General features: G+C 61.5%; 20 protein-coding genes. 13 read left to right on the top strand and 7 right to left on the bottom strand.

The window, feature by feature from the left end:
• Positions 1-146: 146 nt before the first annotated feature.
• Positions 147-2,258 (bottom strand): amylo-alpha-1,6-glucosidase, encoded by a 2,112-nt coding sequence (locus tag RIG82_08380; GenBank protein ID MEQ9460952.1) that lies wholly within the window; start codon positions 2,256-2,258, stop codon positions 147-149.
• 100 nt (positions 2,259-2,358) lie between these two features.
• On the opposite strand from RIG82_08380, the gene miaE reads away from it, so the two are divergent.
• The 3 genes from miaE to RIG82_08365 all read left to right on the top strand — a co-directional run bounded on the left by miaE (position 2,359) and on the right by RIG82_08365 (position 4,192).
• On the top strand, positions 2,359-2,997 hold the full coding sequence (gene miaE / locus RIG82_08375; GenBank protein MEQ9460951.1) for a tRNA isopentenyl-2-thiomethyl-A-37 hydroxylase MiaE: 639 nt from the start codon (positions 2,359-2,361) through the stop codon (positions 2,995-2,997).
• 105 nt (positions 2,998-3,102) lie between these two features.
• Positions 3,103-3,531 (top strand): cytochrome c oxidase assembly factor Coa1 family protein, encoded by a 429-nt coding sequence (locus RIG82_08370; GenBank protein MEQ9460950.1) that lies wholly within the window; start codon positions 3,103-3,105, stop codon positions 3,529-3,531.
• Positions 3,524-4,192 (top strand): hypothetical protein, encoded by a 669-nt coding sequence (locus tag RIG82_08365; protein ID MEQ9460949.1) that lies wholly within the window; start codon positions 3,524-3,526, stop codon positions 4,190-4,192. Before RIG82_08370 ends, RIG82_08365 begins: the two co-directional genes overlap by 8 nt.
• A gap of 114 nt (positions 4,193-4,306) precedes the next feature.
• Here RIG82_08365 and mraY read toward each other — a convergent pair whose 3' ends face one another.
• From mraY to RIG82_08345, 4 genes are all read right to left on the bottom strand, one after another.
• Positions 4,307-5,521, bottom strand: coding sequence for a phospho-N-acetylmuramoyl-pentapeptide-transferase (mraY, locus tag RIG82_08360; GenBank protein ID MEQ9460948.1), 1,215 nt, complete (start codon positions 5,519-5,521; stop codon positions 4,307-4,309).
• A 63-nt stretch (positions 5,522-5,584) separates the two neighbouring features.
• Complete coding sequence (gene murF, locus RIG82_08355) at positions 5,585-7,012, bottom strand: UDP-N-acetylmuramoyl-tripeptide--D-alanyl-D-alanine ligase (protein MEQ9460947.1); 1,428 nt, start codon at positions 7,010-7,012, stop codon at positions 5,585-5,587.
• 49 nt (positions 7,013-7,061) lie between these two features.
• Complete coding sequence (locus tag RIG82_08350) at positions 7,062-8,624, bottom strand: UDP-N-acetylmuramoyl-L-alanyl-D-glutamate--2,6-diaminopimelate ligase (GenBank protein ID MEQ9460946.1); 1,563 nt, start codon at positions 8,622-8,624, stop codon at positions 7,062-7,064.
• Positions 8,625-8,730: 106 nt separating this feature from the next.
• Entirely contained in the window at positions 8,731-8,934 is a 204-nt protein-coding gene (locus RIG82_08345; GenBank protein ID MEQ9460945.1) for a hypothetical protein, read from the bottom strand.
• Between the two features lie 182 nt (positions 8,935-9,116).
• On the opposite strand from RIG82_08345, the gene RIG82_08340 reads away from it, so the two are divergent.
• The 10 genes from RIG82_08340 to RIG82_08295 all read left to right on the top strand — a co-directional run bounded on the left by RIG82_08340 (position 9,117) and on the right by RIG82_08295 (position 19,155).
• The gene (locus tag RIG82_08340) at positions 9,117-9,566 is read left to right on the top strand and encodes a hypothetical protein (protein MEQ9460944.1); all 450 of its coding nucleotides are present in this window, start codon (positions 9,117-9,119) and stop codon (positions 9,564-9,566) included.
• A gap of 5 nt (positions 9,567-9,571) precedes the next feature.
• The gene (locus tag RIG82_08335) at positions 9,572-11,347 is read left to right on the top strand and encodes a peptide ABC transporter substrate-binding protein (protein ID MEQ9460943.1); all 1,776 of its coding nucleotides are present in this window, start codon (positions 9,572-9,574) and stop codon (positions 11,345-11,347) included.
• Positions 11,344-12,282 carry an ABC transporter permease gene (locus RIG82_08330; protein ID MEQ9460942.1) on the top strand — a complete coding sequence of 313 codons (939 nt, stop codon included), beginning with the start codon at positions 11,344-11,346 and terminating at the stop codon, positions 12,280-12,282. The genes RIG82_08335 and RIG82_08330 overlap by 4 nt, the downstream gene beginning before the upstream one ends.
• 189 nt (positions 12,283-12,471) lie before the next feature.
• Positions 12,472-12,885 carry a methylmalonyl-CoA epimerase gene (gene mce, locus RIG82_08325; GenBank protein ID MEQ9460941.1) on the top strand — a complete coding sequence of 138 codons (414 nt, stop codon included), beginning with the start codon at positions 12,472-12,474 and terminating at the stop codon, positions 12,883-12,885.
• Positions 12,886-12,932: 47 nt separating this feature from the next.
• Entirely contained in the window at positions 12,933-14,504 is a 1,572-nt protein-coding gene (locus RIG82_08320; protein ID MEQ9460940.1) for an acyl-CoA carboxylase subunit beta, read from the top strand.
• A gap of 18 nt (positions 14,505-14,522) precedes the next feature.
• Positions 14,523-14,900 (top strand): OadG family protein, encoded by a 378-nt coding sequence (locus RIG82_08315; protein ID MEQ9460939.1) that lies wholly within the window; start codon positions 14,523-14,525, stop codon positions 14,898-14,900.
• 16 nt (positions 14,901-14,916) lie between these two features.
• Positions 14,917-15,321, top strand: coding sequence for a biotin/lipoyl-containing protein (locus RIG82_08310; GenBank protein MEQ9460938.1), 405 nt, complete (start codon positions 14,917-14,919; stop codon positions 15,319-15,321).
• A 15-nt stretch (positions 15,322-15,336) separates the two neighbouring features.
• Positions 15,337-16,794: a sodium ion-translocating decarboxylase subunit beta gene (locus RIG82_08305; GenBank protein MEQ9460937.1), complete on the top strand. Its 1,458-nt coding sequence runs from the start codon at positions 15,337-15,339 to the stop codon at positions 16,792-16,794.
• A gap of 20 nt (positions 16,795-16,814) precedes the next feature.
• Positions 16,815-17,588 (top strand): biotin--[acetyl-CoA-carboxylase] ligase, encoded by a 774-nt coding sequence (locus tag RIG82_08300; protein MEQ9460936.1) that lies wholly within the window; start codon positions 16,815-16,817, stop codon positions 17,586-17,588.
• Positions 17,589-17,613: 25 nt separating this feature from the next.
• Positions 17,614-19,155: a succinate CoA transferase gene (locus tag RIG82_08295; GenBank protein MEQ9460935.1), complete on the top strand. Its 1,542-nt coding sequence runs from the start codon at positions 17,614-17,616 to the stop codon at positions 19,153-19,155.
• A 5-nt stretch (positions 19,156-19,160) separates the two neighbouring features.
• On the opposite strand, the gene lgt is transcribed toward RIG82_08295, so the two are convergent.
• Both lgt and rnr read right to left on the bottom strand, forming a co-directional pair.
• Positions 19,161-20,195 carry a prolipoprotein diacylglyceryl transferase gene (lgt, locus tag RIG82_08290; protein MEQ9460934.1) on the bottom strand — a complete coding sequence of 345 codons (1,035 nt, stop codon included), beginning with the start codon at positions 20,193-20,195 and terminating at the stop codon, positions 19,161-19,163.
• Positions 20,196-20,224: 29 nt separating this feature from the next.
• Positions 20,225-22,621, bottom strand: a complete 2,397-nt coding sequence (gene rnr / locus RIG82_08285) for a ribonuclease R (protein MEQ9460933.1) — start codon at positions 22,619-22,621, stop codon at positions 20,225-20,227.
• Between the last annotated feature and the right edge of the window lie 5 nt (positions 22,622-22,626).

Below are 22,626 nucleotides of genomic sequence, written 5' to 3'. Positions count from 1 at the left end.
TTTTTTTGTTCTCTTCTTCCTCCTCCATGTGTATGGAGGATGCCTCCGGCGCGCCGTCACGTTCTTGTGATGGCGTGCTTTTTTTGATTGGTGAGCGATTGGTGAGGGTACGCACTTGGAGGTGCGTGGCACTTTTGTTGGAGAGGTTATGCGGGGTCGGATTCGATGAGTTCGAGGATTCGGAGGAGTTCGGCGACGGACCATGCCTGGGCGGGACAGCCGACGGGGCGGTGGGGCGGGGCGGACTCGTTGATTTCGGGGGCGTGGCCGAGCCCGGCGTGGCGTATGTGGTCGAGCAGGGGGGTGATGGCGGCGACGACGCGAGCGCGGGACTGTGAGGAGAAGTCGTTGGCGCGGAGGAGTGCTTCGGCGTAGGGTCCGAGGAGCCAAGGCCAGATGGTTCCCTGGTGGTAGGCACGGTCGCGGTCGAACTGCCCGCCGGCGTAGTGGGCGTGGTGGTTGGGGTCGTCGGTCGGGAGGGTGCGGAGGCCGAAGGGGGTGAGGAGTTTGTCGGTGACGGTTTCGACGACGGCTTTGCGGTGCCCGGATGCGAGGGGGGATTCGGTCAGAGAGACAGCGAAGAGTTGATTGGGGCGGATGGATTTGTCGCGGTGTCGTTTGTTTTTCTCGTCGGTGTAGACGTGGTCGTAGAGACACTGGGCCTTGTCGTTCCAGAAGGTCTTGGTGAAGGAACGTCGGGCGTGGTCGGCGAGGTGTCGGGAGCGTTCGGCCTGCTCGGGGTGGGATGAGGCGAGGGCCGTGGCGAGCCGCTGGTTGACGGAAGCCCAGAGGGCGTTGATCTCGACGCACTTGCCGGGTCGAGGGGTGAAGACGACGCCTTCGCGGGCGGCATCCATCCAAGTGAGCTGGGTTTGCGGGTTGCCGGCGGCGATCAGGCCATCTTCATCGAGTTGGATGAGGGGCTGGTCGGAGTCGAGTTCGGGGGGTGTGGTTCCGCGGACGTAGTGCTCGATGATGTCGAAGCAGGCGTCGGCGAGCCAGGTGGTGAGTGACTCGGTGTCGTTGGTGCGTTCGGCATATTCGAGTGCTGCGTGGATAAACCAGAGGGAGGCGTCGGCGGTGTTGTAGTGGGCGAGTGAGCCGTCGCGGTCGTCGAAGAGATTGGGGACCAGACCGTTGCGGATGCTGCCAGCGAAGGCGGCGAGGGTATCGCGGGCTTGCTGGTGGCGGCCGGTGGTGAGCAGGAGTCCGGGGAGGGCGATGAAGGTATCGCGGCCCCAGTCGGCGAACCAGGGGTATCCGGCGATGAGGGTGGAGAGTTCGCGGCCGTTGACGGTACGGGTGGCGATGAAATCGGTGGCGGCCTGGGCGAGTGTGTTGCGGAGGGTGTGGTCGGGGTCGGCTTCGTCGCGGATGGCGATGTGCTGGGCGACTTGGGTGCGTCCGCGGCGGTTGGGGTCGGGTGTTTGGGGTTCGGCGGGGTTTTCGCCGAGGTTGATGGTCAGGGTGAGGTCGTGATCCTCGGCGGGGGGGAGGTGGAGTTCAAAGGCACCGGGGACGAAGAGGTCTTCGCGGTCTTCCTGGCCGCGGTTGGTTTCGAGGGGGTACCAGATGTTGTGCCACCAGGTGGGGTCGGGGTGGAAGGGTGCGCCTTCGGCGGAAAGGGTGATGGTGTGCTGGTTACCGGCGGTGACGGTGAGTTCATCGTCGGCGACGCGGAGGTCGAAGGGGGGTGCGGCGTGCTGTTGGAGGAGTGCGTGGAAGTCACGGAGACTGAGCATGGGCCTGAGGCGGAGGGTTGCGCCATCGGGGGTGTGCTGGAGTCCGTTGATGCGGTAGCGGAGGGTGGCGGCGGGGTCGTGATCGTGGAGGTTGAGTTCGCGGGTGAAGCGGATGGGTCCGGCCTCGTATTCCCAGACGATGGTGAGGCCCTTCTCGAAGTGGGTGAGGTGGGCGAGTCCATCGGGTGAGAAGACGGGCCCGCCAGAGTCATGGGAGCGGAACTGGCAGGTGGTGAAGTCGAGGGTGCGGAGGGCGGTTCGGGTGGAGCCATTGGTGCCGATGCGCTCGGGGACCTGGAGTTGCTCGAGGACCTGGTTGAGGGCGAGGATGCGGCCGACGGGCGGGGACGTCGCGGCGATGAGTAAGCCGTGGTATCGGCGTGTGTTACAGCCCGCGAGGGTGCCCATAGCGAACCCGCCTCGGCCGTTGGTCAGGAGCCATTCGCGCGTGAGCGAGGCGTCGCGGCCGAGGTCGCGGGGATTGGCTTGATGAGTTTGCCAGGGGTCAGATGCCATCGGTTCACTTAAGATCGTGCGGTCGGGGGATGTGGTTGAGGAAAATGGGGTAACTGATTCGAGAATGCGGGTAATTCCGGGCTTGAGAGGCAGGTTTTTGATGGTGATCGAGGTTCGCGAGATTGAGATGCCGTTGGGTTGTCGGACGCCCGGGTCGTGGGGCTTAAGGGTGCTGGCGGACCCGGTGAAGCTGCTGAATGATCATGCTCATCTGGAGAAGAAGGCGGCGTTGAACGCGATGGAGATGCTGAATCAGTGGCCTGAGCCGGTTCCGCCTGAGGCTTGGGTGCAGACGATGACGGCGGTGGCGCGGGAGGAGATTGAGCACCTGCAGGTGGTGTTGCGGCTGCTGCACGAGCGGGGCGGGGTGTTTAGCAAGGGGCATCGGAACCCGTATGCGGCGGGGCTGCGGGGGCTGATCCGGAACGGGCATGGGCGGGCGGGGGCTCGGATCGAGAATCTGATGGATCGGCTGATGGTGGCGGCGTTGATCGAGCTGCGGAGTTGTGAGCGGTTTGCGGTGCTGGCCGAGGTGGCGGAGGACGCTGAGTTGGCGGGGTTGTACCGGGATTTGTGGGCGAGTGAGCATGGGCATTATCGGACGTTTCTGAATCTGTCGCAGCGGCTTCCGGGGGTGAGCGGGAGCGTCGTTGAGGAGCGGTGGCAGGTGATGTTGGCGGCGGAGGCGGGGATCATGGGTGAGCAGGGGGTTTACACTGGGATGCATAGTGGTGTTTGAGGTGTGACCGGCTGATTGGTGCTCGCTCAGGGCATCCCGAACCTGCGGTCCGGGACTGCCCTGTGGCGCCCGACGACGGGGTCGTCGGAGAGAGGCAGGGATCGAGTGAGTGAGCCGAGTGTTCTTGAGATACGTTCTGCTCAGCAGGCGTGGTGGGACCAGAACAAGCGCTGGTTCTTGTCGGTTTTGATCGGGGTGCCGGTGCTGGTGACGGTGGTGGGTTTCAGCGTGGGGCTGATGTATGCGGGTCGGGTGTTGTGGGGGTCGGAGGTGGCGGTGGTGTCGCTGGAGATGGTGAAGGGTTCGGCGGAGGTGGTGGACCTGCTGGGTGAGCCGATCGAGGCGGGTTGGTTTATTCAGGGGACGGTGGATGAGGCGGCGGGGCTGGCGGAGATGCGGTATGTCGTGCGGGGGCCGAAGGCGGATGGCGGGGTGCGAGTGAAGGGTGAGGTGGTGGATGGGGTTTGGGTTGTGACGGGGTTGGATGTTGGGGTGGGGGAGGGGGTTGTGGTGGTGGATACAGATAGTGACTGAAGGCAAAATCGACTGGAATCTTGAACTAGTGATACAGAGCATTTGTGATGCAGAGCGGGGACATCGTCTACATGATCCATCGACACAGCCGTACAACAATCGTGATCTGTACATGCGGTTGCAGCAGAGTATCGAGGATGGACGTGTTGACTTCGAGGGGCTCTCGCGAGCAATACCAAGCTATCACGTCGTGCTGAACGGGTATGCTCACAGGGATCCGATGGTATTGCTAAGTAAGTTTGGACGATTGCGGCGGATCGCCAGGTACTTATGCGGAGTAGAGTCTTCAAATAATCGAGGGATGTTTCCGTGTGTGATGTGGCTCAGCATCTGGCACGAAATGGCGGAGCGAGGAGTCTTGTCGGAGAGAACTCTTGAAGAGCTGCGCAGAATAACAGAAGACATCTGGTTGACGCCTGTTGAAGAGACCGAATCACTTGCAAAACTCGAGTATTTGGTTGATGAGGTACGGGAGATTATCCAAGAGATTAGGTTGCCAAGATCGGCTGATTTGCGATGTCGTACTCTGGTCGATTTCTCACAGACCTTCTCTGCTCATCAGAAGACAGAGCCTTTGCTTGTTGAGAAGATCGTTCGAGAGGGTTTGAACTACGACTATCATCTCCATGTCATGAGTTTTCTGACGAATCCAGTTCTTTAGGAACCCTCGCTTTCTCCGAAAGAGCCAGCAATAGACGACCCGGAAGGTGATAGCTCCTGAGAGCGTTCCGGGGGCCAGCTGCGCTGGACCCCGGCCACCCGTGTTTGCTGATGCTTAGCGGATCTTGATGGTGGCGAGGGCGATGGCGACGAGAAGGGCGGTGGTGAGCCAGAAGCGGATGACGGTTTGTTGTTCGGTCCAGCCGCCCAGGTGGAAGTGGTGGTGGATGGGGGCGCAGCGGAAGATGCGTTTTCCTTTGGTGGCTTTGAAGTAGCCGACCTGGAGGATGACGGAGGCGGCTTCGAGGACGTAGATCCCGCCTATGAGGAGGAGGAGGAACTCCTGTCGGATGACGACGGCGATGAAGCCGATGAGCCCGCCAAGGGGGAGTGAGCCGGAGTCGCCCATGAAGACCCGGGCGGGGTAGCAGTTGAACCAGAGGAAGCCGAGGCAGGAGCCGACCATGGCGCCGGCCAGGATCGCCAACTCATCGCTGAGGGGGATGTAGGGGACCAGGAGGTACTTGGCGAGGATGAAGTCGTTGTTGGTGTAGCCGGCGATGAGGCAGAGGACCATGAAGGCGAAGGCGACGATGACCATGATGCCTGAGGCGAGTCCGTCCATGCCGTCGGTGAGGTTGACGGCGTTGGACATGCCGACGATGAAGAAGGTGGCGATGGCGACGAAGGGGACGGCGCCGAGGACGATGAGGTAGGGGGAGGGGACGTAGGCTTCGCCGTCCCAGGTCCAGGTTTTGAAGAAGGGGAGGGTAAGGGAGTGAGACATGGTGGCGCCGAAGTCGTAGTCGGTGAGCCCGCCGAACTTGTTGGCACCGTGGTGGTGGATGAAGATTCCGAGGAGGACGGCGAGTCCGATCTGGAGGAGGAGTTTTTCCCAGGAGTGGAGTCCATCGCGGGTGCCGGGCATGCGTCGGGCGGAGGTGAGTTTCCACCAGTCGTCCCAGAGCCCGACGCCAAAGAGCCAGACGAGGCAGATGAGGCCCATCTGGACGTAGAAGGAGGTGAGGTCGGCGAGGAGGAGGGTGGTGGTGAGGATGGCGGCGGAGATGAGGATCCCGCCCATGGTGGGGGTGTTTCGTTTGTGCTTCATGACCTCGTTGAGGTCGGCGTTGTGGAACTCGGGGTTGTCCTGGATTTTCTGGCTGACGAGCCAACGGATGGTTCGTTCGCCGAAGGCCATGACGATGGCGAAGCTGAGGATGATGGCGAGGAGGGCGCGGAACTCGGCGTATCGGAAGACGGCGAGAGGGCCGAGGAAGGCGGACTCGTCGATCCAGGAACCTAGGGCTTGGATGAGGGCGTGGATCATGGGGAAGCGGCATCCGTGTCGCGGGTGGTCCTGTCCCTGGGGTCAGTGTAGATCATCGGTTGATCATGCGAATCTTGCTTCGATCGCGCGGCGTAGTCGGAGGAAGTCGAGACCAAGGGAGGATTTGATGAGGATGACAGAGGTGTTGTCGTGAATGAGTTGGGTGATGCGATTGATGGCTTCGTCGGAGGCGTCGGGTTCGGCGTGGGCGGGGATGGTGAGTTCGGGGGTGTCTTTGAGGGCCTGGGTGTAGGCGGGGCCGATGAGGAAAAGTTGGTCGATCTTGTTTGCGTGCGGGATGAGGTGTCGGAGGGTCTGGCGGTGGGCGGGTGCGGTGTGGTCGCCGAGTTCGAGCATGTCGCCGAGTACGATCGCGCGCGGGCCGGGGTTCTGTAATGAGAAGAAGGTGTCGATGGCGAGGGCGGTAGATTCGGGGTTGGCGTTGTAGGCGTCGTCGATGAGTAGGAGGTTGTTGAGGTGGACGGGTTCAAGTCGGCGGGGGACGGTGGGGAGTTGGCTGAGTCCTTGGGCGGCGTCGTTGAGGTCGATGTTGAGTTCGTGGGCGAGTGTGAGGGCGGCGAGGGTGTTGAAGGCGTTGTGGCCACCGAGCATGGGGAGTTGGATGTCGATGGGTTGGCCGTGGACTGATGCGGTGAAGTTGAGTCCGGTTGATGACTGGCGGAGGGTGTCGGGGATGATGTGGATGGGGGCTGCGGTGTCGAGGTCGGAGTAGAGGATGGGTTTGTGGTGGGCGGCGATGGTTGGGGCGTGCTCTCGGACGACGGACCAGGCTTGGGTGGAGGCGATGAGGGTGGCGGGGGGTTGGAGGTGGTGGAGGGCGGAGGTTTCTTCGGCGGTGACGCCTGCGAGGTTGTGGAAGTGTTCGAGGTGTTCGCTGCCGAGGGTGGTGAGGACGAGGTGGGTGGGTTGAGCGAGTTTGGCGAGGGGTTCGAGTTCGCCCGGGTGGTTGGTGCCGAGTTCGGCGAGGAGGAAGTCGTCGTTCTCGCGCATCTGGAGGAGGGTGAGGGGGACGCCTAGGTGGTTGTTGAAGGACTTGGGCGACTGGCTGCCGGTGAAGGAAGGGGTGATGGCCGCGTGGATGAGTTGTCGGGTGGTGGTTTTTCCGTTGGATCCGATGACGGCGATAATGGGAATGTCGAAGGCGCTTCGGTGTGCGGCGGCGGCCTGGTGAAGGGCGGTGAGTGTGTTGTTTGTGTAGAGAAGAGGGAGTGCGATCGTATCGGGGTAGGGTTGGCTAACGAGGGCGGCGGAGGCACCGGCATTGGCGGCGGCGGCGAGGTGATCGTGGCCATCGGCTTTTTCGGTGGTGAGTGCGATGAAGACGTCGCCGGGCTTGAGGGTGCGGGTGTCGATGGAGAAGCCGGTGATCTTTGTGTTGGCATCAGGTGGGAGGCTGAGCCAGCGGCCGGCGACGGCGTTGGCTAGGGCGGCGAGGGTGGTGATGGGTGATGGTGCTGGGGTGGTGTTCATGGGTGGGTTTTTTGGTACACGCACCTGAATGTGGGCGGCACCCATCAAGTTAGCTGTGTTGTAGACGCTGTTCGAGGGCTTGCTGGGCGTATTGGCGATCGTCGAAGGGGTGTTTGACGCCTTGGGTCTCTTGGTAGGTCTCGTGTCCTTTTCCTGCGATGAGGATGGTGTCGGTGGGTTGGGCGTAGAGGATGGCTTGGCGGATGACGGTGGCGCGATCGGGGTTGGTGGTTGTGTGGGGGCGTATGGATTCGGGAACTCCGGCTATTGCGTCGTTGATGATCGCTTGTGGGTCTTCGGAGCGGGGGTTGTCGGAGGTGATGATGAGGGCGTCGGCGTGGCGTGCTGCGGCGGTGGCCATCAGGGGTCGTTTGGTCTTGTCGCGGTCTCCGCCACAGCCAAAGAGGATGATGAGTCGTCCTGGTGCGAGAGGCCTAAGGGTGTTGGCGGCGTGGTTGATGGAGTCGGGGGTGTGGCAATAGTCGACGAAGATGGCGGGGGCGTTGTGGGTTTGCTGGAAGTCGGCGATCGTTGTTTTTCCGGCCACGGGGAACTCTGGGTTGGGGATGGGTTCGAGGCGGCCTGGGACTGGGGGTAGCGTGTGGAGGGTGGACTCGAGGTGGTCGGGGAGAAGGTTGAGTGCGGCTGCTGAAGCGAGGGCCTGGAGGAGGTTGGCGACGTTGTGGTCGCCGAGGATTGGGAGGGTTGTGTGGAGGGTACCCCAGGGTCCGGTGAGTGTGGCCTCGGTTTGGGTAATGGCTCGGTGGTGGATGGTGGCACGGGAGGTGGAGGTGATGGCAAAGCCGTGGTGGTCGGGTTGGGTAGAACGGAGGGTGGAAAGATGGAGATGGGCTGGGCAGTCACGGGCCATACGGGGCCAGTGGGGGTCGTCAGCGTTGAGGATGGCGTGGTCATTGGGGCTGAGGCGTTCGAAGAGTCGTGCTTTAGCGGCGGCGTAGGTGGTCATGTCGCCGTGGTAGTCGAGGTGATCCTGAGTGAGGTTGGTGAAGATGGCGACGCGAGGGTGGAGGTGATCGGTGCGTTGCTGGTGGAGGGCGTGGGAGGAGGCTTCGTAGACGCAGGCTTTGCCGGAGGCGTCGCGGATGTGGGCGAGGTGGCGTGAGAGTTCGATGGCGCCGGGGGTGGTGAGGGTGGCGGGTTCGCGGTGGGTGACGAGGTCGTTGTGGATGGTGCCGAGCAGGCCGGTGGTGACGCCAGCGGATTGGAGGAGGTCATGGAGGAGAATGACGGTTGTGGACTTGCCGTTGGTGCCGGTGACAGCAGCGAGGGTGAGGGCCTGAGCGGGGTGGTCGAAGAGGCGTTCGGCTAGTTGTCCGCAGAGGGCCTGGTCGATTTTTTCGGCCAAGAGCAAGGGGATCGGTTCTCGGACGTTGGCTTGATTATCGGGCGTGGTGAGGATGGCGGCGGGTGAGTGGTGGAGGGCGCTAGCAAGATCGTCAGGGTAGTCGGATCGTCGATGGACGAAGAGCCAACCTGAGTCGGAGGTGAGCTGGCGGGAGTCATCGGTGAGGTCGTGGATGATGGGGTCACCAGGGCGGGCGACTTGAATGGGCAGGTCTTGGATGAGGTTGTTGAGGGAGGCCGGGGGCATGGGTGATCTTGTATCAGGAGGTTGGGGTGGGCACGAAAAAGCCCACGGGAGGCCGTGGGCGGTGCTGAGGGGGCCTGGTCAGGGCACAGGGGGTATCAGGCCGCGGTCAGGCGGCCATGGCGTGGGTTCTGGTGGTGTGGGCGGGGCTGGTGGTGGTTCGCGTCCAGGTGGAAGAGCGCCCGCGTCGGTTGGAGAGGGCGAGTCGGCGCAGGTAGTCGGTGAGGGTGGCCTCGTCGAAGCGTTCGAGGAACTCCGGGGAGGCGGCGTGGTTGACGCGGCGGATGGAGTCGATGAGTTGGTGCTTGCTCATTGGATGATCCTCGTTCGGCGTTCTGGGGTCTGTCCGGACCCCATCCATCGGCGAGGGGTGGGAAGAATCTCCACGGTGTAACTGGAGTGGACGTTGGGGATCGCCGAGGGTGTTGGATTGGGCGTTTTTTCGGCGATGGGATCGGGCGTGTATGATCATGGGTCCTGCGTCGGGAGGTTTGTGTGTCGATCAAGGTTCGCAGCCCGTATTCGGGGGTCGAGGTCGCTGTTCGTTCCGAGGATGTCGGGCGTGCTTTGCGTGATGAATCGGGGCGGGTGTTTTATGTGATTGCGCGGGGAGCGGGCGGGGGGTGTTACGGGTCTAAGGTGAGGGCGGGGTCTGAGTCGGATGAGGCTCAGGCGCGGCGATGGGCTGAGGGTGAATCGTTGCCGGTGTCGTCGGGTGGTGCGGCGGTGCATGATGCTCGGGGTTCGGGTGGACGGCGATCCTCGGCGGGATGGGTGGTGGCTGTCTTGGTGATCGTGCTTCTGGCGGGCGGGTGGTGGGTGTGGCGTAGTGGGGTGTTGAGCGGGGGTACGGAATCAGGCGGTGCGGGTGATGTGCCTTTGGAGATTGAACCGGATGCGGTCCCTGCTGATGGTGGCAGGGCTGCGGAGCTTGTTACGGAGTGATGCTGATGCGATGCGGATGGATGAAGATGATGCGGTCGTTGGTGGTGGGGCTGCTGGTGCTTGCGGTGGCGGGTTGTGGCGAGCGGCCGAGGGAGGCGGACCTGATTTACATTTCGGCGGTGGCTCATATCACGCTGGACCCGCAGAAGATGTCGTGGTCGCACGACATTCGGGTGGCGAGCATGTTGTATGAGCCGTTGGTGCGGGTTGATTTTGCCACGGGTGCGGTGGAGCCTGCGGCGGCCGCGTCGTGGGAGGTCAGCGAAGATAGGATGACGTACACGTTCACACTTCGTGAGGATGCGCGGTGGTCGAACGGTGATTCTGTGACGTCGGGGGATTTTGTGTATGCGTGGCAGCGTGCAATGCTGCCTGATACAGGGGCGGAATATGCGAAGCTGCTGTATCCGATCGCGGGTGTGCGAGCTTATTATCAGTGGCGAACTGATCAGATTGCGGAGTATGCGCGGGTGCGGAACACTGCGGGTGGTCAGGCGGGTGCTGCGGCGGAGGAGGCTGCGGCGCTGCTTTGGGAGGAAGCAGAGCGTCAGTTTGCGGAGACGGTGGGTTTATCGACTCCTGATGATCGAACGCTGGTGGTTCGTCTCGAGGAACCGACGCCTTATTTCCTTCAGATGGTGGGCTTCTCGACGTTTGCACCGGTTGATCGGGGGAGTGTCGAGGCCGAGACGACGTTGAACTCTGCCACGGGGATGCGCCAGATGGATACGGCTTACTGGCGTGATCCTGAGCGCGTGGTGGCGAGTGGTCCGTACATGATCGAGGAGAGTGTCTTTAAGCGCTATCTGAAGCTGCGGAAGAACCCGAACTACTGGAATGCTGCATCGGTTCGTAGCGAGACGATCATGGAGAAGATCATCGAGGACCCGCAGAATGCGTTTCTGGCGTACAACGCTGGCGAGGCTGATATTTCGATTGCGCTACCTTCACTAGGGTCGTTGCCGGCGGGTTTGGTTCAGGATGAGCGTCGGACGGATGTTCACACGGTGAATGCGGCGGGGACCTATTTTTACAACTTCAACTGCCAGCCTGAGCGTGCGGACGGATCGCCGAATCCATTGGCTGATGCACGGGTTCGTGTGGCGCTTTCGAAGGGGATTGATCGTGAGCAGATCGTGACTCAGGTGACGGGGATGAGCCAGCCGATTGCGCGGAGTTTTGTTCCGCCTGGTGCGGTGCAGGGATATACCCCGCCGGTGGAGACGGGTGTTGTCTACGACGTGGAAGGGGCTCGATTGCTGCTTGAGGATGCCGGTTATCCGGGCGGTGAGGGTCTGGATGGCCTATCGATTTTGTACAACACTGGAAGCGGGCATGAGGAGGTTGCGATCGCGATTGCGGCGATGTGGGAGCGTGATCTGGGTGTGGTGGTGAATACGGAGGGGGTGGAGGCTCAGACGTTCTCAGATCGTGTGAATCGTGGGGATTTTTCGATCGCGCGGTCTGGTTGGTTTGGTGATTACATGGACCCGACGACGTGGCTCGACAAGCACCGGGCGACCAATGGGAACAATGACGCGAAGTGGGTCAATGCGGAGCATGATGGTCTGTTGGATGAGGCGATCTTGATTCGTGATCCTGTGGCACGGTTTGTGAAGCTGGCTGAGGCTGAGGCGGTGTTCAACGCGGAGCAGCCGATTGCGCCAATCTTTCATTACAAGCTGGTTTATCTATTTGACGAGGCGCGTGTGAAGGGGGTTACCTTGAATGCCTGGGCTCGGTGGCGTTTCGACAAGATCTGGGTGGAGGCGTCGGAATGATTCGACTGATCCTGATGCGGCTGCTGCAGATCCCGTTGATCCTCGCGATCATCTTTCTGGTGACGTTTGTGTTGGCGTGGGTGGTGCCGGGGAATCCGTTGGAGCGGCCGGAGGGTCAGCGGCCTCCGCCTGAGGTTCAGGAGGCGATGGCTCGGCAGTACAACCTGCATAGCCCGACGGCGTTTTTGACGAGTTACGTGAAGAACGTGACGGTGGGGAGTGAGCAGTATGGGTGGCCCGATTTCGGGCCGTCGCTGCGGTACACGGATCAGCGGGTGTCGTCGATTATTGGTCAGGCGCTGCCGGTGAGTGCCGGGTTGGGTTTGGCGGCGTTGGCGGTGGCGTTGTTTCTGGGGACGACGGCGGGTGTGGTGGGAGCGCTCAAGCCGGGGACATGGGTGGACTCGGCGAGTCTGGCGGTGGCGCTAATTGGGGTGAGTCTGCCGAACTTTGTGACCGGGTCGATTCTGTTGATCGCGTTTGCGGGGTTGCTCGACTGGTTTCCGGTGGGGGGGTGGGGGCGGCCGGAGCATGTGGTGCTGCCGGCGATTGCGCTGGGATTTTTCCCGGCTGCGTATGTGGCACGGCTGGTGCGGCTTGGGCTGGCGGATGTGATGAGCAGCGATTTTGTGCGGACGGCACGGGCCAAGGGGCTGAGTCATATGGGGGCTCTGTTCAAGCACGCGTTGAAGGTGGCGTATTTGCCGGTGCTGAGTTTCATGGGTCCTGCGGCGGCGTCGGTGATGACGGGGTCGTTTGTGATCGAGAAGGTATTCGCGATTCCGGGGATGGGGGACTACTTCGTGAACGCTGTTCTGAATAAGGATCAGTTTTTGATTCTGGGGGTGGTTTTGACGTATTCGACGATGCTGGTGCTGTTTAATCTGATGGTGGACGTGGCTTATGCGTGGGTGGACCCACGGATTGAGTTGTAGCGGGGAGTCTTGGGCGCGAGAGGGTTTGCACGATGGCCCGGCCATCACTATATTAAGACTTTGTGGTCGTCTGACGATCGTTTTCCAGACGATAACAGGCCCAGCCGCCGTCGGGCGGTTCCCGGGCTGAACCCGCCAGGCCGCTTTGGTCGTCATCGGCCGGGGCGGCATCCGAGAGGTCGGTGTGACATGTTGGACGCGAAAGCTGTGAATCATCTTGGGATTGCGGTGCGGTCGATCGAGGATCACCGGGCATACTACGAGGGGGTGTTGGGGGCTGAGTTTGAGATGATTGAGGAGGTTCCTGAGCAGAAGGTTCGGGTGGGATTTTTCAAGGTGGGTGATGTGCGGCTGGAGTTGTTGGAGCCGACGAGTGAGGACTCGCCGATCTCGGGTTTTCTGGAGAAGCGGGGCGAGGGTCTGCATCATGTTGCTTATGAGGTGACGGACCTGGAGGGGCGTTTGGCGAAGCTCAAGGCGGAGGGGGTTCGGTTGATTGATGAGACGCCGAGGAGCGGGGCGCACGGGATGAAGATTGCGTTTTTGCATCCCAAGGCGTCGAAGGGTGTGTTGACGGAGTTGTGTGAGCCCAAGGCGCACTGATAGCAAGCAATAACGCGGGCTACTGAGCCTGTGGAAGGATTTGGATCATGGCTGAGAGTGCGGCACGACGAGGGATGACGGTCGCTGAGCGTATTGAGGAGCTGCGGTCGCGGAAGAAGAAGCTGCTGGAGATGGGCGGGGCTGATCGCATTGCGAAGCAGCACAAGGCGGGGAAGTTGTCGGCGCGTGAGCGCGTGGACCTGCTGTTGGATGAGGGTTCGTTTCAGGAGCAGTACGGTTTTGCGCAGCATCGTTGCACGCACTTTGGGATGGAGGGGAAGGACCTGCCGGCGGATGGTGTGATCACGGGGTGTGGAACGGTCAATGGTCGGCTGATGCATGTGGCATCGCAGGATTTTACGGTGGTGGGCGGGGCATCGGGCGAGGTTCACTGCGACAAGGTGGTCGCGATGATGAAGGACTCGCTGAAGACGGGTTCGCCGTTTATTTTTGTGAATGATTCGGGCGGGGCTCGGATCCAGGAGGGGATTGACAGTCTGGCGGCGTATGGCCGGATTTTCTATCACAACGTGCTCTTGTCGGGTGTTGTTCCGCAGATCTCGCTGATCTGCGGGCCGTGTGCGGGTGGTGCTGCGTATGCGCCCGCGCTGACGGACTTCATCATTCAGACGAAGAAAGCGCAGATGTTCATAACGGGTCCGTCGGTGATCAAGCAGGTCACTGGCGAGGATGTGACGGCGGAGCAACTGGGCGGCCCCGAGGCACAGATGGCGTATTCGGGTGTGGTTCACTTTGTGGCGGAGGATGATGAGCACGCGGTGGCGATCTGCAAGGACCTGCTGAGCTATCTGCCGTCGAACAATGTTGAGGATGCGCCTGAGGCACCGACCGCGGAGAGTCTGGGTCTCGATGAGTCGCTAAACGATTTGATCCCGGACAACTCGAAACAGGCGTATGACATGCATGAGGTGATCAAGCGTGTTGTCGATGGCGGGAAATATCTGGAGATTCAGGCGACGTATGCTCAGAACATCATTATCTGCTTTGCGCGGATCAATGGCCGGTCGGTGGGTATTATTGCCAATCAGCCGAAGGTAAAGGCGGGGTGTCTGGACATTGATGCGTCGGACAAGAGTTCGCGGTTCATCCGGTTTTGCAATGCGTTTAATATCCCGCTGGTGACGCTGGTGGATGTTCCTGGGTTTATGCCGGGTGTGGAGCAGGAGTATGGTGGGATCATTCGTCACGGGGCGAAGATGTTGTTTGTGTATTCGGCGGCGACGGTGCCGAAGATCGCTGTGATCCTGCGAAAGGCTTATGGGGGGGCGTATCTGGCGATGAGCGGGAAGGATTTGGGGACGGATCGTTGTGCGGCGTGGCCGACAGCCGAGATCGCGGTGATGGGTGCTGAGGGTGCGGCGGGTGTGGTCTTTCGGCGTGAGATTGACGCGGCGGATGATCCGGCTGCGAAGCGGGCGGAGCTGATTGAGCGGTATCGAGAGACGTTCTCGACGCCTTATGTGGCGGGTGGTCGCCGGATGGTGGACGAGGTGATTGAGCCGGCGGCAACGCGTCGTTATCTGGCGATGGCGTTAGACTCGCTGGTGACCAAGCGTGAACTGCGTCCTGAGAAGAAGCACGGGCTGATTCCTCTTTAATGTGAGGCCGAGCGAAGCATGAGTGTGTTGATGCTGGCGAGTACTGGGGGGGTCCAGACCGGCCTGCTGCTGATGGTGGTGGGTATGGGGGTGGTGTTTGGCTCGCTGCTTATGTTGATGACGGTGGTGGCGTTGATGCAGCGTGTTCTTGCGGAGGCTCCAGCGGTTGTCGTTACGCCTCCCCGTGAGCCGACGCCTGTGGTTGCAGCGTCATCAGGGGGCGGGGTTGATGGGGCGTTGGTCGCGGTGTTGACTGCGGCGGCGACGGCGGCGCTGGGTCGTCAGGCGAGGATTCATGGCGTGCGGCTGGTTGCGCGTCGTGATCGTGCCTGGGCTCAGCAGGGACGGCGTTCGATCATGACCTCACACCGGCCGCAGCGAAGGCGCGGCGAGTAAAACAGGGTTAAGCATCATGATGAAACTGCGTATCACGGTCGATGGGAAAGCGTACGACGTGGATGTCGAGGTGCTGGAGGATGGTGGCGGGGCGTTACCTGCTTCGGCTCCTGCGCCAGCGGTTGCGGCTGGGCGTCCGACGACGGCCCCTATGGCACCGAAGCCGAGCGCAGCGAAACCTGCTGCTGCACTTTCTGGGGGTGGTGGCGGGGCGGATGTTCCGAGTCCGATTGCGGGGAACGTACTGGACGTGAAGGTCAAGGCCGGTGACACGGTGGCACAGAATGATGTGCTGCTGGTGCTGGAGGCGATGAAGATGGAGACAAATGTCTCGTCGCCACGGGCTGGTACGGTGGCGGAGGTGCGTGTGAAGTCCGGTGATGCGGTGACCTCGGGCCAGGTGCTTGTGACCTTTGCGTAGTGAGCATGGTGCGTGATGGAAGCTGTCTACAGCGTGTTTTTGGATTACCTCACTGATTCGGGTTTTGGTCAGTTCAGCTGGCCGAACCTGGTGATGATCGGTGTGGGGTGTTTGTTTATCTGGCTGGCGGTTCGGAAGGGGTTTGAGCCGCTGCTGCTGGTGCCGATTGGGTTTGGGATCCTGATCGGGAACATTCCTTATGACGCTTCATCGTTGTCGCTGAGTGTGTACGACGGGCCGGTAAGTGAGCATGACGTTCACTACTACATGGTTGAGTATGGGGAGGCGGAAGATGGTGTGATTCCGCTGACGTTTTTTGAGCCGCTGCCCGAGCAGGAGCGGCATCGTGGGGACTACCTGGTTGAAGAGGGTCGGGCGATCATGGTGAATACCCATGCGCTGTTTTCGGCGCCGGGGTGGTATGGCGCTGAGCGGGGGAATGCGGTGGTGGCGCTGGGTCAGGGACGATCGTTGCTGGTCGCCCAGGAAGTCAAGGCACCGAGCGGGAAGTATCCGCAGGTGTGGTCGCCAGAGAAGCAGGATGTGTTTAATGCATCGATCCTGTGGTGGCTGTTTGCGGGTGTGGGGTTGGCGGGGTTTTATCCGCCTCTGATTTTTCTGGGGATCGGGGCGCTGACGGATTTTGGCCCGATGCTGGCGAATCCGAAGACGTTGCTGCTGGGTGCGGCGGCGCAGTTCGGCATTTTTGCGGCGTTGCTTGGGGCGATGGCGCTGGGCTTTACCGACCAAGAGGCGGCGTCGATTGGGATCATAGGTGGGGCGGATGGTCCGACGGCGATCTTCACTTGTTCGCAGTTGGCTCCGCATCTGCTGGGGGCGGTGGCGTTGGCTGCTTATTCGTATATGGCGATGGTGCCGATCATTCAGCCGCCGATTATGAGGCTGTTGACGACGAAGAAGGAACGTCTGATCCGGATGGAGCAGATGAAGCCGGTGTCGAAGCGTGTGAAGATCGTTTTCCCGATCGTGGGTTTTCTTCTGACGGCGTTTATTGCTCCGGGCGGGCTGCCGCTTCTGGGTATGTTGTTCTTCGGAAACCTGTTGCGGGAGTCGATGGTCACGGACCGGCTGGCGAAGACGGCGCAGGGGACGTTTATTGACATCGTGACGATACTGCTGGGGGTTACGGTGGGAGCGAAGACGTCTGCGGCGAACTTCCTGACACAGGACACGATCATGGTGTTTGTGCTTGGCATTGGGGCGTTTGCGATCGCGACGGCAACGGGCGTGTTGTTTGCCAAGCTCATGAATCTGCTGAGCAAGGAGCCGATCAATCCGTTGATCGGGGCGGCGGGTGTGAGTGCGGTGCCGATGGCGGCGCGGGTGGTGCATCGGGTTGGACAGGAGGAGGACCCGCAGAACTTCTTGCTGATGCACGCGATGGGACCGAATGTGGCGGGTGTGATTGGTTCGGCGGTGGCGGCGGGGGTGTTACTCAGCCAGTTGGGTTGAGCGGAATGGAGTGAACAGGCGTGCTGATTTCGTGGCATGAATCCGTGGGTTCGACGAATGACGTGGCGTCGGCGCTGGCGTCGGAGGGTCGTTGCTCTCCTTTTGTTGTAGCGGCTCGGCAGCAGACGGGTGGTCGAGGTCGCGGGGGTCGTCGGTGGGTGTCGCCTATTGGTGGGGCGTGGTTGAGTCTGGCTTGGTTACCGCCTGCGGGCTGGGGTGGCTGGTCGTTGGCGCCGTTGGCGGTGGGGCTGGCGGTGAATCGCGTGGTGAGCGATTTACTCGCGGAGCCATTGCGGGACCGTGTTGAGATCAAATGGCCGAATGATGTGTTGGTTGGCGGGCGCAAAGTGGGTGGTGTGTTGTGTGAGCGGCCCTGGGCGGGTCGTGAGGGCCATGATTGGTTGATCGCGGGTGTGGGCGTGAATGTGAGTCTCCGATCGGCATCGCTTGGTGAGGGGCTGAGGGTGCCGGCGGTGTCGCTTGCTGAGCTTCTGGATGATGTTCCTGAGGTTGATGATGTGGTTGAGCGTGTTGTCTACAGGATGCTGAGTTTGCTGAGGCTGGTGGGGTCGGAGCCGGGGCGCGCCTCGGTGCTTAGCGAGGTGAGGGGTGTTCTGGCGTGGCGTGGTGAGCGGGTGCGACTGGTGCAGGGCGGGAAGGCGGTGCAGGGTTGTGTCGTGGGGCTGGACCCGGATGGTGGCCTGGTGCTGCGAGACGATACGGGGGCAGAGCGCGTGGTCTGCGCGGGGGACGTGGAGCGATTGAGTCTTGAGAGCGAGACGCTGGCCGTGTGAAATTCAGCACGATAAGGAAGATGTGATGTCGATGGGATTGAACAACGGACGGAGCCTGGCGATGGTTGAAGGTGAGCGATGCCAGAGGTGTCAGGCGATCACGCAAGTCACGGCAGAGGAAGTGGCGGCGATGATCCCGGATGGCGCGACGGTCGGTTTTTCGGGTTTTACGCCAGCGGGTGCGGCGAAGGCGGTGCCAAGGGCGATCGCAGCGCGGGCCGAGGTGCTGCACGCTGAGGGCAAGCCGTATGGGATTCGCGTGCTGACCGGTGCTTCAACGGGGGTGGCGTTGGATGAGTCGCTGGCCAGGGCGGATGCGATCAAGTGGCGTGCGCCATATCAGTCGAGTTCGACTTTGCGCAAGCGGATCAATGCCCAGGAGACCCGGTTTGTGGACATGCATTTATCACATGTCCCTCAGATGATGGAGTTTGGTTTTTTCGGTGAGTTGGATTTTGCGATCGTCGAGGCGACAGACATCACGCATGACGGGCGGGTGTATCTGAGTACGTCGGGGGGTGCTTCGCCGAGTTATCTGCGGCATGCGAAGAAGGTGGTGGTGGAACTGAATCGGCATCACTCGACGCGTCTGGCTGAATGTCACGACGTGGCGATCCTGCCGCCCCCGCCGCACCGTAGTCCGATTGCGATCCATCATCCGTTGTCAAAGATGGGGACGCCTTTTGCGACGGTGGACCCTGAGCGGATCATTGGGGTGGTGGAGAACGACGAGTCGGATGGGGTGGCTCCGTTTTCGGCTCCTGATGTCGTGAGTGAGAAGATCGCGGGGCATGTGATTCGTTTTCTGCTGGATGAGATGAGGGCGGGGCGGATCCCAGCAGACTTTCTGCCGCTGCAGTCGGGTGTTGGGAATGTGGCGAATGCGGTGATGGCGGGGCTGGGCGCGTCGTCGGATGTCCCGCCTTTTTATATGTATTCGGAGGTTTTTCAGGACGCGTTAGTTGATCTGATGATCAATGGGCGACTGCTGGGGGCATCGTGCACGAGTCTGACGCTGAGTGATGAGCAGATGGCACGCATCTACGGCGACATGGATTTCTTTGCGCCCAAGATTGTGATCCGCCCGCAGGAGCTGTCGAATAACCCGGGGGTGATTCGACGGATGGGTGTGATCGCGATCAACACGGCGATCGAGGTGGATATTTATGGGCACGCGAACTCGACGCACATCTGTGGCACCAATCTGATGAACGGCATTGGTGGGTCGGGCGACTTCATGCGGAATGCGTATCTGTCGATCTTTGTTGCGCCGAGTGTGGCTAAAGGCGGGGCGATCTCGACGGTTGTGCCGATGGTTTCGCACTGCGATCACAGCGAGCACGATGTTCAGATTGTGGTGACGGACCAAGGGCTTGCGGACCTGCGCGGGCTGGGGCCGGTGGAGCGAGCGGAGGCGCTGATCAACCACTGCGCTCATCCTGATTACCAGGACTATCTGCGGAAGTATGTGGCTGAGTCGCCTGGCGGTCACCTGAGGCACGACCTTGCCAAGTGCTTTGAGATGCACAGGGCGTTTATCGAGACGGGCTCGATGAAGATTGGATGAGTGCGTTATTCAGCAGAACTCGGGTTGGCACGGCCCGGTTCGCGGGCGGAAGGGATCCAACTGCCGAGGGGTTCTTGTCTGCTCTTTCGTGCCATGTGAATCACAAAGAGGCCAAGCAGGAAGAGTAGAGCGGAGAGCCACTGGCCGCGAGTGATGCCTGTCGCGGCGAACTCGCTGTTAAGGAGTTGGGTGTCGGGCATGCGGAAGAACTCGCCGATGATGCGGACGATGGCGTAGGTGCAGCAGAAGAGTCCAGCGATGAGTCCTGGCTTGCGGGGCTTCGTCCAGGCGGCGGCGAGGATCAGGAAGAGCAGGAGTCCTTCCAGGGCGGCGGCGTAGAGTTGTGAGGGGTGGCGCGGGGTGAGGGCTGGTTCGATGAGGGCGATGATGTCGGGGTCGTGCTGCTGAATGCGATTCATGGCGTGGTAGGCCCAGTTCAGCGGGGTCTCGCCGAGGTCGGGGGCTTTGGCCATGAGTGGGGCGAGTTTGGTTGCGTAGAGTTCAGGATCGACTGCCCAGTCCAAGAGTTCCTGGGGGAAGCGGGTGGCGAAGATGAAGTTGGGTGCGCACTCGCGGCCGTAGAGTTCGCCGTTGACGTAGTTGGCGAGTCGTCCGAGGAGGACGCCTGGGGGTCCGGCGAAGGCGACGAGGTCGAGGAGGTGGAGGATTGGGGTGTTGTGTCGTCGGGCGAAGAGCCATGCGGCGAGGATGGCTCCGAGCATGCCGCCATGGGAGGCCATTCCGCCTCGGTTGATGGCGAGTGGCCCCCAGAAGGGGGGTTGGGAATCGAAGTCGATGAGGAGTGAGGGCTGGTAGAAGAGGACGTAGCCGAGTCGTCCGCCGATGATGAGGCCGAGTGCGATGTGGATAATGAGGTCGGCGGCGAGGTCGGGCTTGAGGGGTGTGCGGCCGACGGTGAGGGCGCGACGGATGAGGGCGTAGGCGATGAGGAAGCCGGCGAGGTAGGCGAGGCCGTACCAGCGGATGGGGAGGCCGATGCCGGGGATGGTGAAGGCGATGGGGTCGAGGGTGTGGAGCATGGGTCATCAGTGCCGCTGATGGTCGTCGGCTACTGGCCTCGTGGCTTGCGTTTGCTCTTTTTCTTTCGGGTCTGTTTGAACTTGAGGGTTTTGGCGTTGGTTTTTTTGGTGCCGGAGGCTTGCTGGCGGGGTTTGGTGGATTTGCCGGATTTGGGGTTGCGGGATTTGGTTTTCTGGTCGGTGGCTTTGTCGTAGTTTTTGCCGGTGGAGACGACGGCGAGTTCGAGTTGGCGTTTGGGGAGGTCGACGGAGGCGATGCGGACGGTGAAGCGGTCGCCGATGGTGATGGTTTTACCAGAGCGTTGGGCGACGAGAGCGCCGGTCTGGCGGTTGAGGGACCAGCGTTCTGAGGTGGGACCGGGGAGTTCGGAGGCTTCGACGAAGCCATCGACGAGGAAGCGGTCGATCTGGACGAAGACGCCGCGGTTGGTGACGCCTGTGACGGTGCCGGGGAAGTCGTCGCCGAGGTGGTGGGTGAGGAGTTGGAGGATGAGGAAGTTGCGGAGCTGTCGTTCGGCGGCCTCGGCGTTGCGTTCGGTGGAGGAGCAGTGGCTGCCGAGTTCGGTGAGTTTGTCTTCGGTGGGGATTTTTTCGGCGAGGACTTTGGTGGGTTTGGATTTGCGCTTGAGCGGTTGTCCGCCATTGGCTTTCTCTGCTGCGATGTACTCGGAGAGGGCGCGGTGGAGGATGAGGTCGGGGTAGCGTCGGATGGGTGAGGTGAAGTGGCTGTAGTGTTCGGAGGCGAGAGCGAAGTGGCCGACGACGGCAGGGCTGTATTCGGCTTTGGAGAGGGTTTTGAGGACGGCGAGGTGGACGGCGGTCTGGGCGGGTTTGCCGCGGGCCGAGTCGAGGAGGGACTGGAGTTCCTGGCGAGTCGGGTGGGCGGGGATGTTGTAGCCGGCGACGCGGGCGAAGCGGCGGAGGTCGGACATGTCGTGGGCGGGTGGATCGGGGTGGATGCGGCGGATCATCGGGAGGTCGAGTCGGTCGAAGAGGGAGGCGGCGGCCTCATTGGCTTCGACCATGAACATCTCGATGAGGGTGTGGGTGAAGGCGTTGTCTTCGGGCTGGGCATCTACAACGTGCCCTGCGTCGTCGTAGACGAGTTCGACTTCGGGGAGGCCGAGGACGATCATACCGTTGCGGAGGCGCCGCTGGCGGATGCGTTTGGCCAGGTCGTCCATGGCCTTGAGCATCTTGATGAGGGGTCGTGGGTACTTGGGTTCGGTTTTACAGTGTTTGGTGGCTTCGCGGATATCGCCATCGATGATGGCCTGAGCTTCGAGATAGGTGAAGCGTTTGGCGGAATGGATGCGGGTTTTGGCGAAGCGTGTGGCGACGACGTTGGCGTCTTTATCGTAGCGGATGAAGCAGGAGAGGCAGCAGCGGGGAACGTCTTCCTGGAGGGAGCAGACGCCGTTGCTCAGGACCTCGGGAAGCATGGGGATGACGTGGCGTGGGAGGTAGACGGAGTTGCCGCGGGCGTAGGCTTCCTTGTCGATCTCGGAGCCGGGTTCGATGTAGAGGGCAACGTCGGCGATGTGAACGGCGAGTTCGACCACGGCGCGGGATCCGTCGTTGACTTCGGTCACGGAGATGGCGTCATCGAAGTCGCGGGCGTCGGGGGGGTCGATGGTGCAGATCAGGGTGTTGGTGAGGTCGAGTCGGTCTGGGTTTTTCTGTTCGGCGTCGAGTTTCTTGACGGCTTTGCGGGCGTCTTCGAGGACGGCTTCGGGGAACTCGCCTGGGAGCCCGAATCCCTGGATGGTGGCGAGGGTTTCGACTTCGGGGATGCCGGCTTCGCCTAGGACTTTGGTGACGACGCCTTCGGGCAGGTCGTTGGGATTCTCGGGGTAGGTGATGATTTCGAAGGCGATTTTGTCGCCGGGGTTGGCACCTGCGGCCTGGGCGTCTCGGAGGACGACGTCGGTACTGAGGGCTTTGCCATCGGGTTTGACGATGGAGAGTCTGCCCTGTTGGACAACGGTGCCTGTGAAGACCTTGTCGGAGCGTTTGACGACTTCGACGATTCTGCCGGTGTAGGAGGTGGTGCCGGGTGTGGAGGGTCGACGATCGCGGAGGACGCGGGCGCGGACGGTGTCGCCGGAGAGTGCCCCGCCAGTGTCCTGAGCGGGGACGAAGAGGTCGGTGTGCATCCGGTCATCGTCGGGGGTGATGAAGCCGAATCCACGGGGGTGGAGTGAGAATCGTCCGGTGATCTCGCGGCCTGGGGGCGGCATGGCGAGGGTGTCGGCGGAGCCGAGGACGACGTGTTTATCTTTGAGCAACTGGGTGATCGCGTGTTCGAAGTCCTCGCGGTCTTCGGGGTCGATGTTGAGTTGCTTGGCGAGTTGTGAAGAAGAGGCTGGTTGATAGCGACGGTCGCTGAGGTGTCGGACGATCGCGGCCTTGATCCGCTCGGACATGTTGT

The organism is Phycisphaeraceae bacterium, from assembly GCA_040222855.1.
In the GTDB taxonomy this organism is placed as follows: domain Bacteria; phylum Planctomycetota; class Phycisphaerae; order Phycisphaerales; family Phycisphaeraceae; genus Mucisphaera.
The sequence above is the reverse complement of the archived record's forward strand: the minus strand, read 5'-3'. Positions and strand labels throughout refer to the sequence as shown.

Excerpts from the sequence above, each read along its gene's own strand:
- mce (MEQ9460941.1), top strand. The coding sequence starts at position 12,472 with ATGTTGGACGCGAAAGCTGTGAATCATCTTGGGATTGCGGTGCGGTCG.
- murF (MEQ9460947.1), bottom strand. The coding sequence starts at position 7,012 with ATGAACACCACCCCAGCACCATCACCCATCACCACCCTCGCCGCCCTA.
- lgt (MEQ9460934.1), bottom strand. The coding sequence starts at position 20,195 with ATGCTCCACACCCTCGACCCCATCGCCTTCACCATCCCCGGCATCGGC.
- RIG82_08345 (MEQ9460945.1), bottom strand. The coding sequence starts at position 8,934 with ATGAGCAAGCACCAACTCATCGACTCCATCCGCCGCGTCAACCACGCC.
- mraY (MEQ9460948.1), bottom strand. The coding sequence starts at position 5,521 with ATGATCCACGCCCTCATCCAAGCCCTAGGTTCCTGGATCGACGAGTCC.
- rnr (MEQ9460933.1), bottom strand. The coding sequence starts at position 22,621 with ATGTCCGAGCGGATCAAGGCCGCGATCGTCCGACACCTCAGCGACCGT.
- RIG82_08330 (MEQ9460942.1), top strand. The coding sequence starts at position 11,344 with ATGATTCGACTGATCCTGATGCGGCTGCTGCAGATCCCGTTGATCCTC.
- RIG82_08380 (MEQ9460952.1), bottom strand. The coding sequence starts at position 2,258 with ATGGCATCTGACCCCTGGCAAACTCATCAAGCCAATCCCCGCGACCTC.
- miaE (MEQ9460951.1), top strand. The coding sequence starts at position 2,359 with ATGGTGATCGAGGTTCGCGAGATTGAGATGCCGTTGGGTTGTCGGACG.
- RIG82_08295 (MEQ9460935.1), top strand. The coding sequence starts at position 17,614 with ATGTCGATGGGATTGAACAACGGACGGAGCCTGGCGATGGTTGAAGGT.
- RIG82_08320 (MEQ9460940.1), top strand. The coding sequence starts at position 12,933 with ATGGCTGAGAGTGCGGCACGACGAGGGATGACGGTCGCTGAGCGTATT.
- RIG82_08315 (MEQ9460939.1), top strand. The coding sequence starts at position 14,523 with ATGAGTGTGTTGATGCTGGCGAGTACTGGGGGGGTCCAGACCGGCCTG.
- RIG82_08350 (MEQ9460946.1), bottom strand. The coding sequence starts at position 8,624 with ATGCCCCCGGCCTCCCTCAACAACCTCATCCAAGACCTGCCCATTCAA.
- RIG82_08310 (MEQ9460938.1), top strand. The coding sequence starts at position 14,917 with ATGATGAAACTGCGTATCACGGTCGATGGGAAAGCGTACGACGTGGAT.
- RIG82_08305 (MEQ9460937.1), top strand. The coding sequence starts at position 15,337 with ATGGAAGCTGTCTACAGCGTGTTTTTGGATTACCTCACTGATTCGGGT.
- RIG82_08335 (MEQ9460943.1), top strand. The coding sequence starts at position 9,572 with ATGCGATGCGGATGGATGAAGATGATGCGGTCGTTGGTGGTGGGGCTG.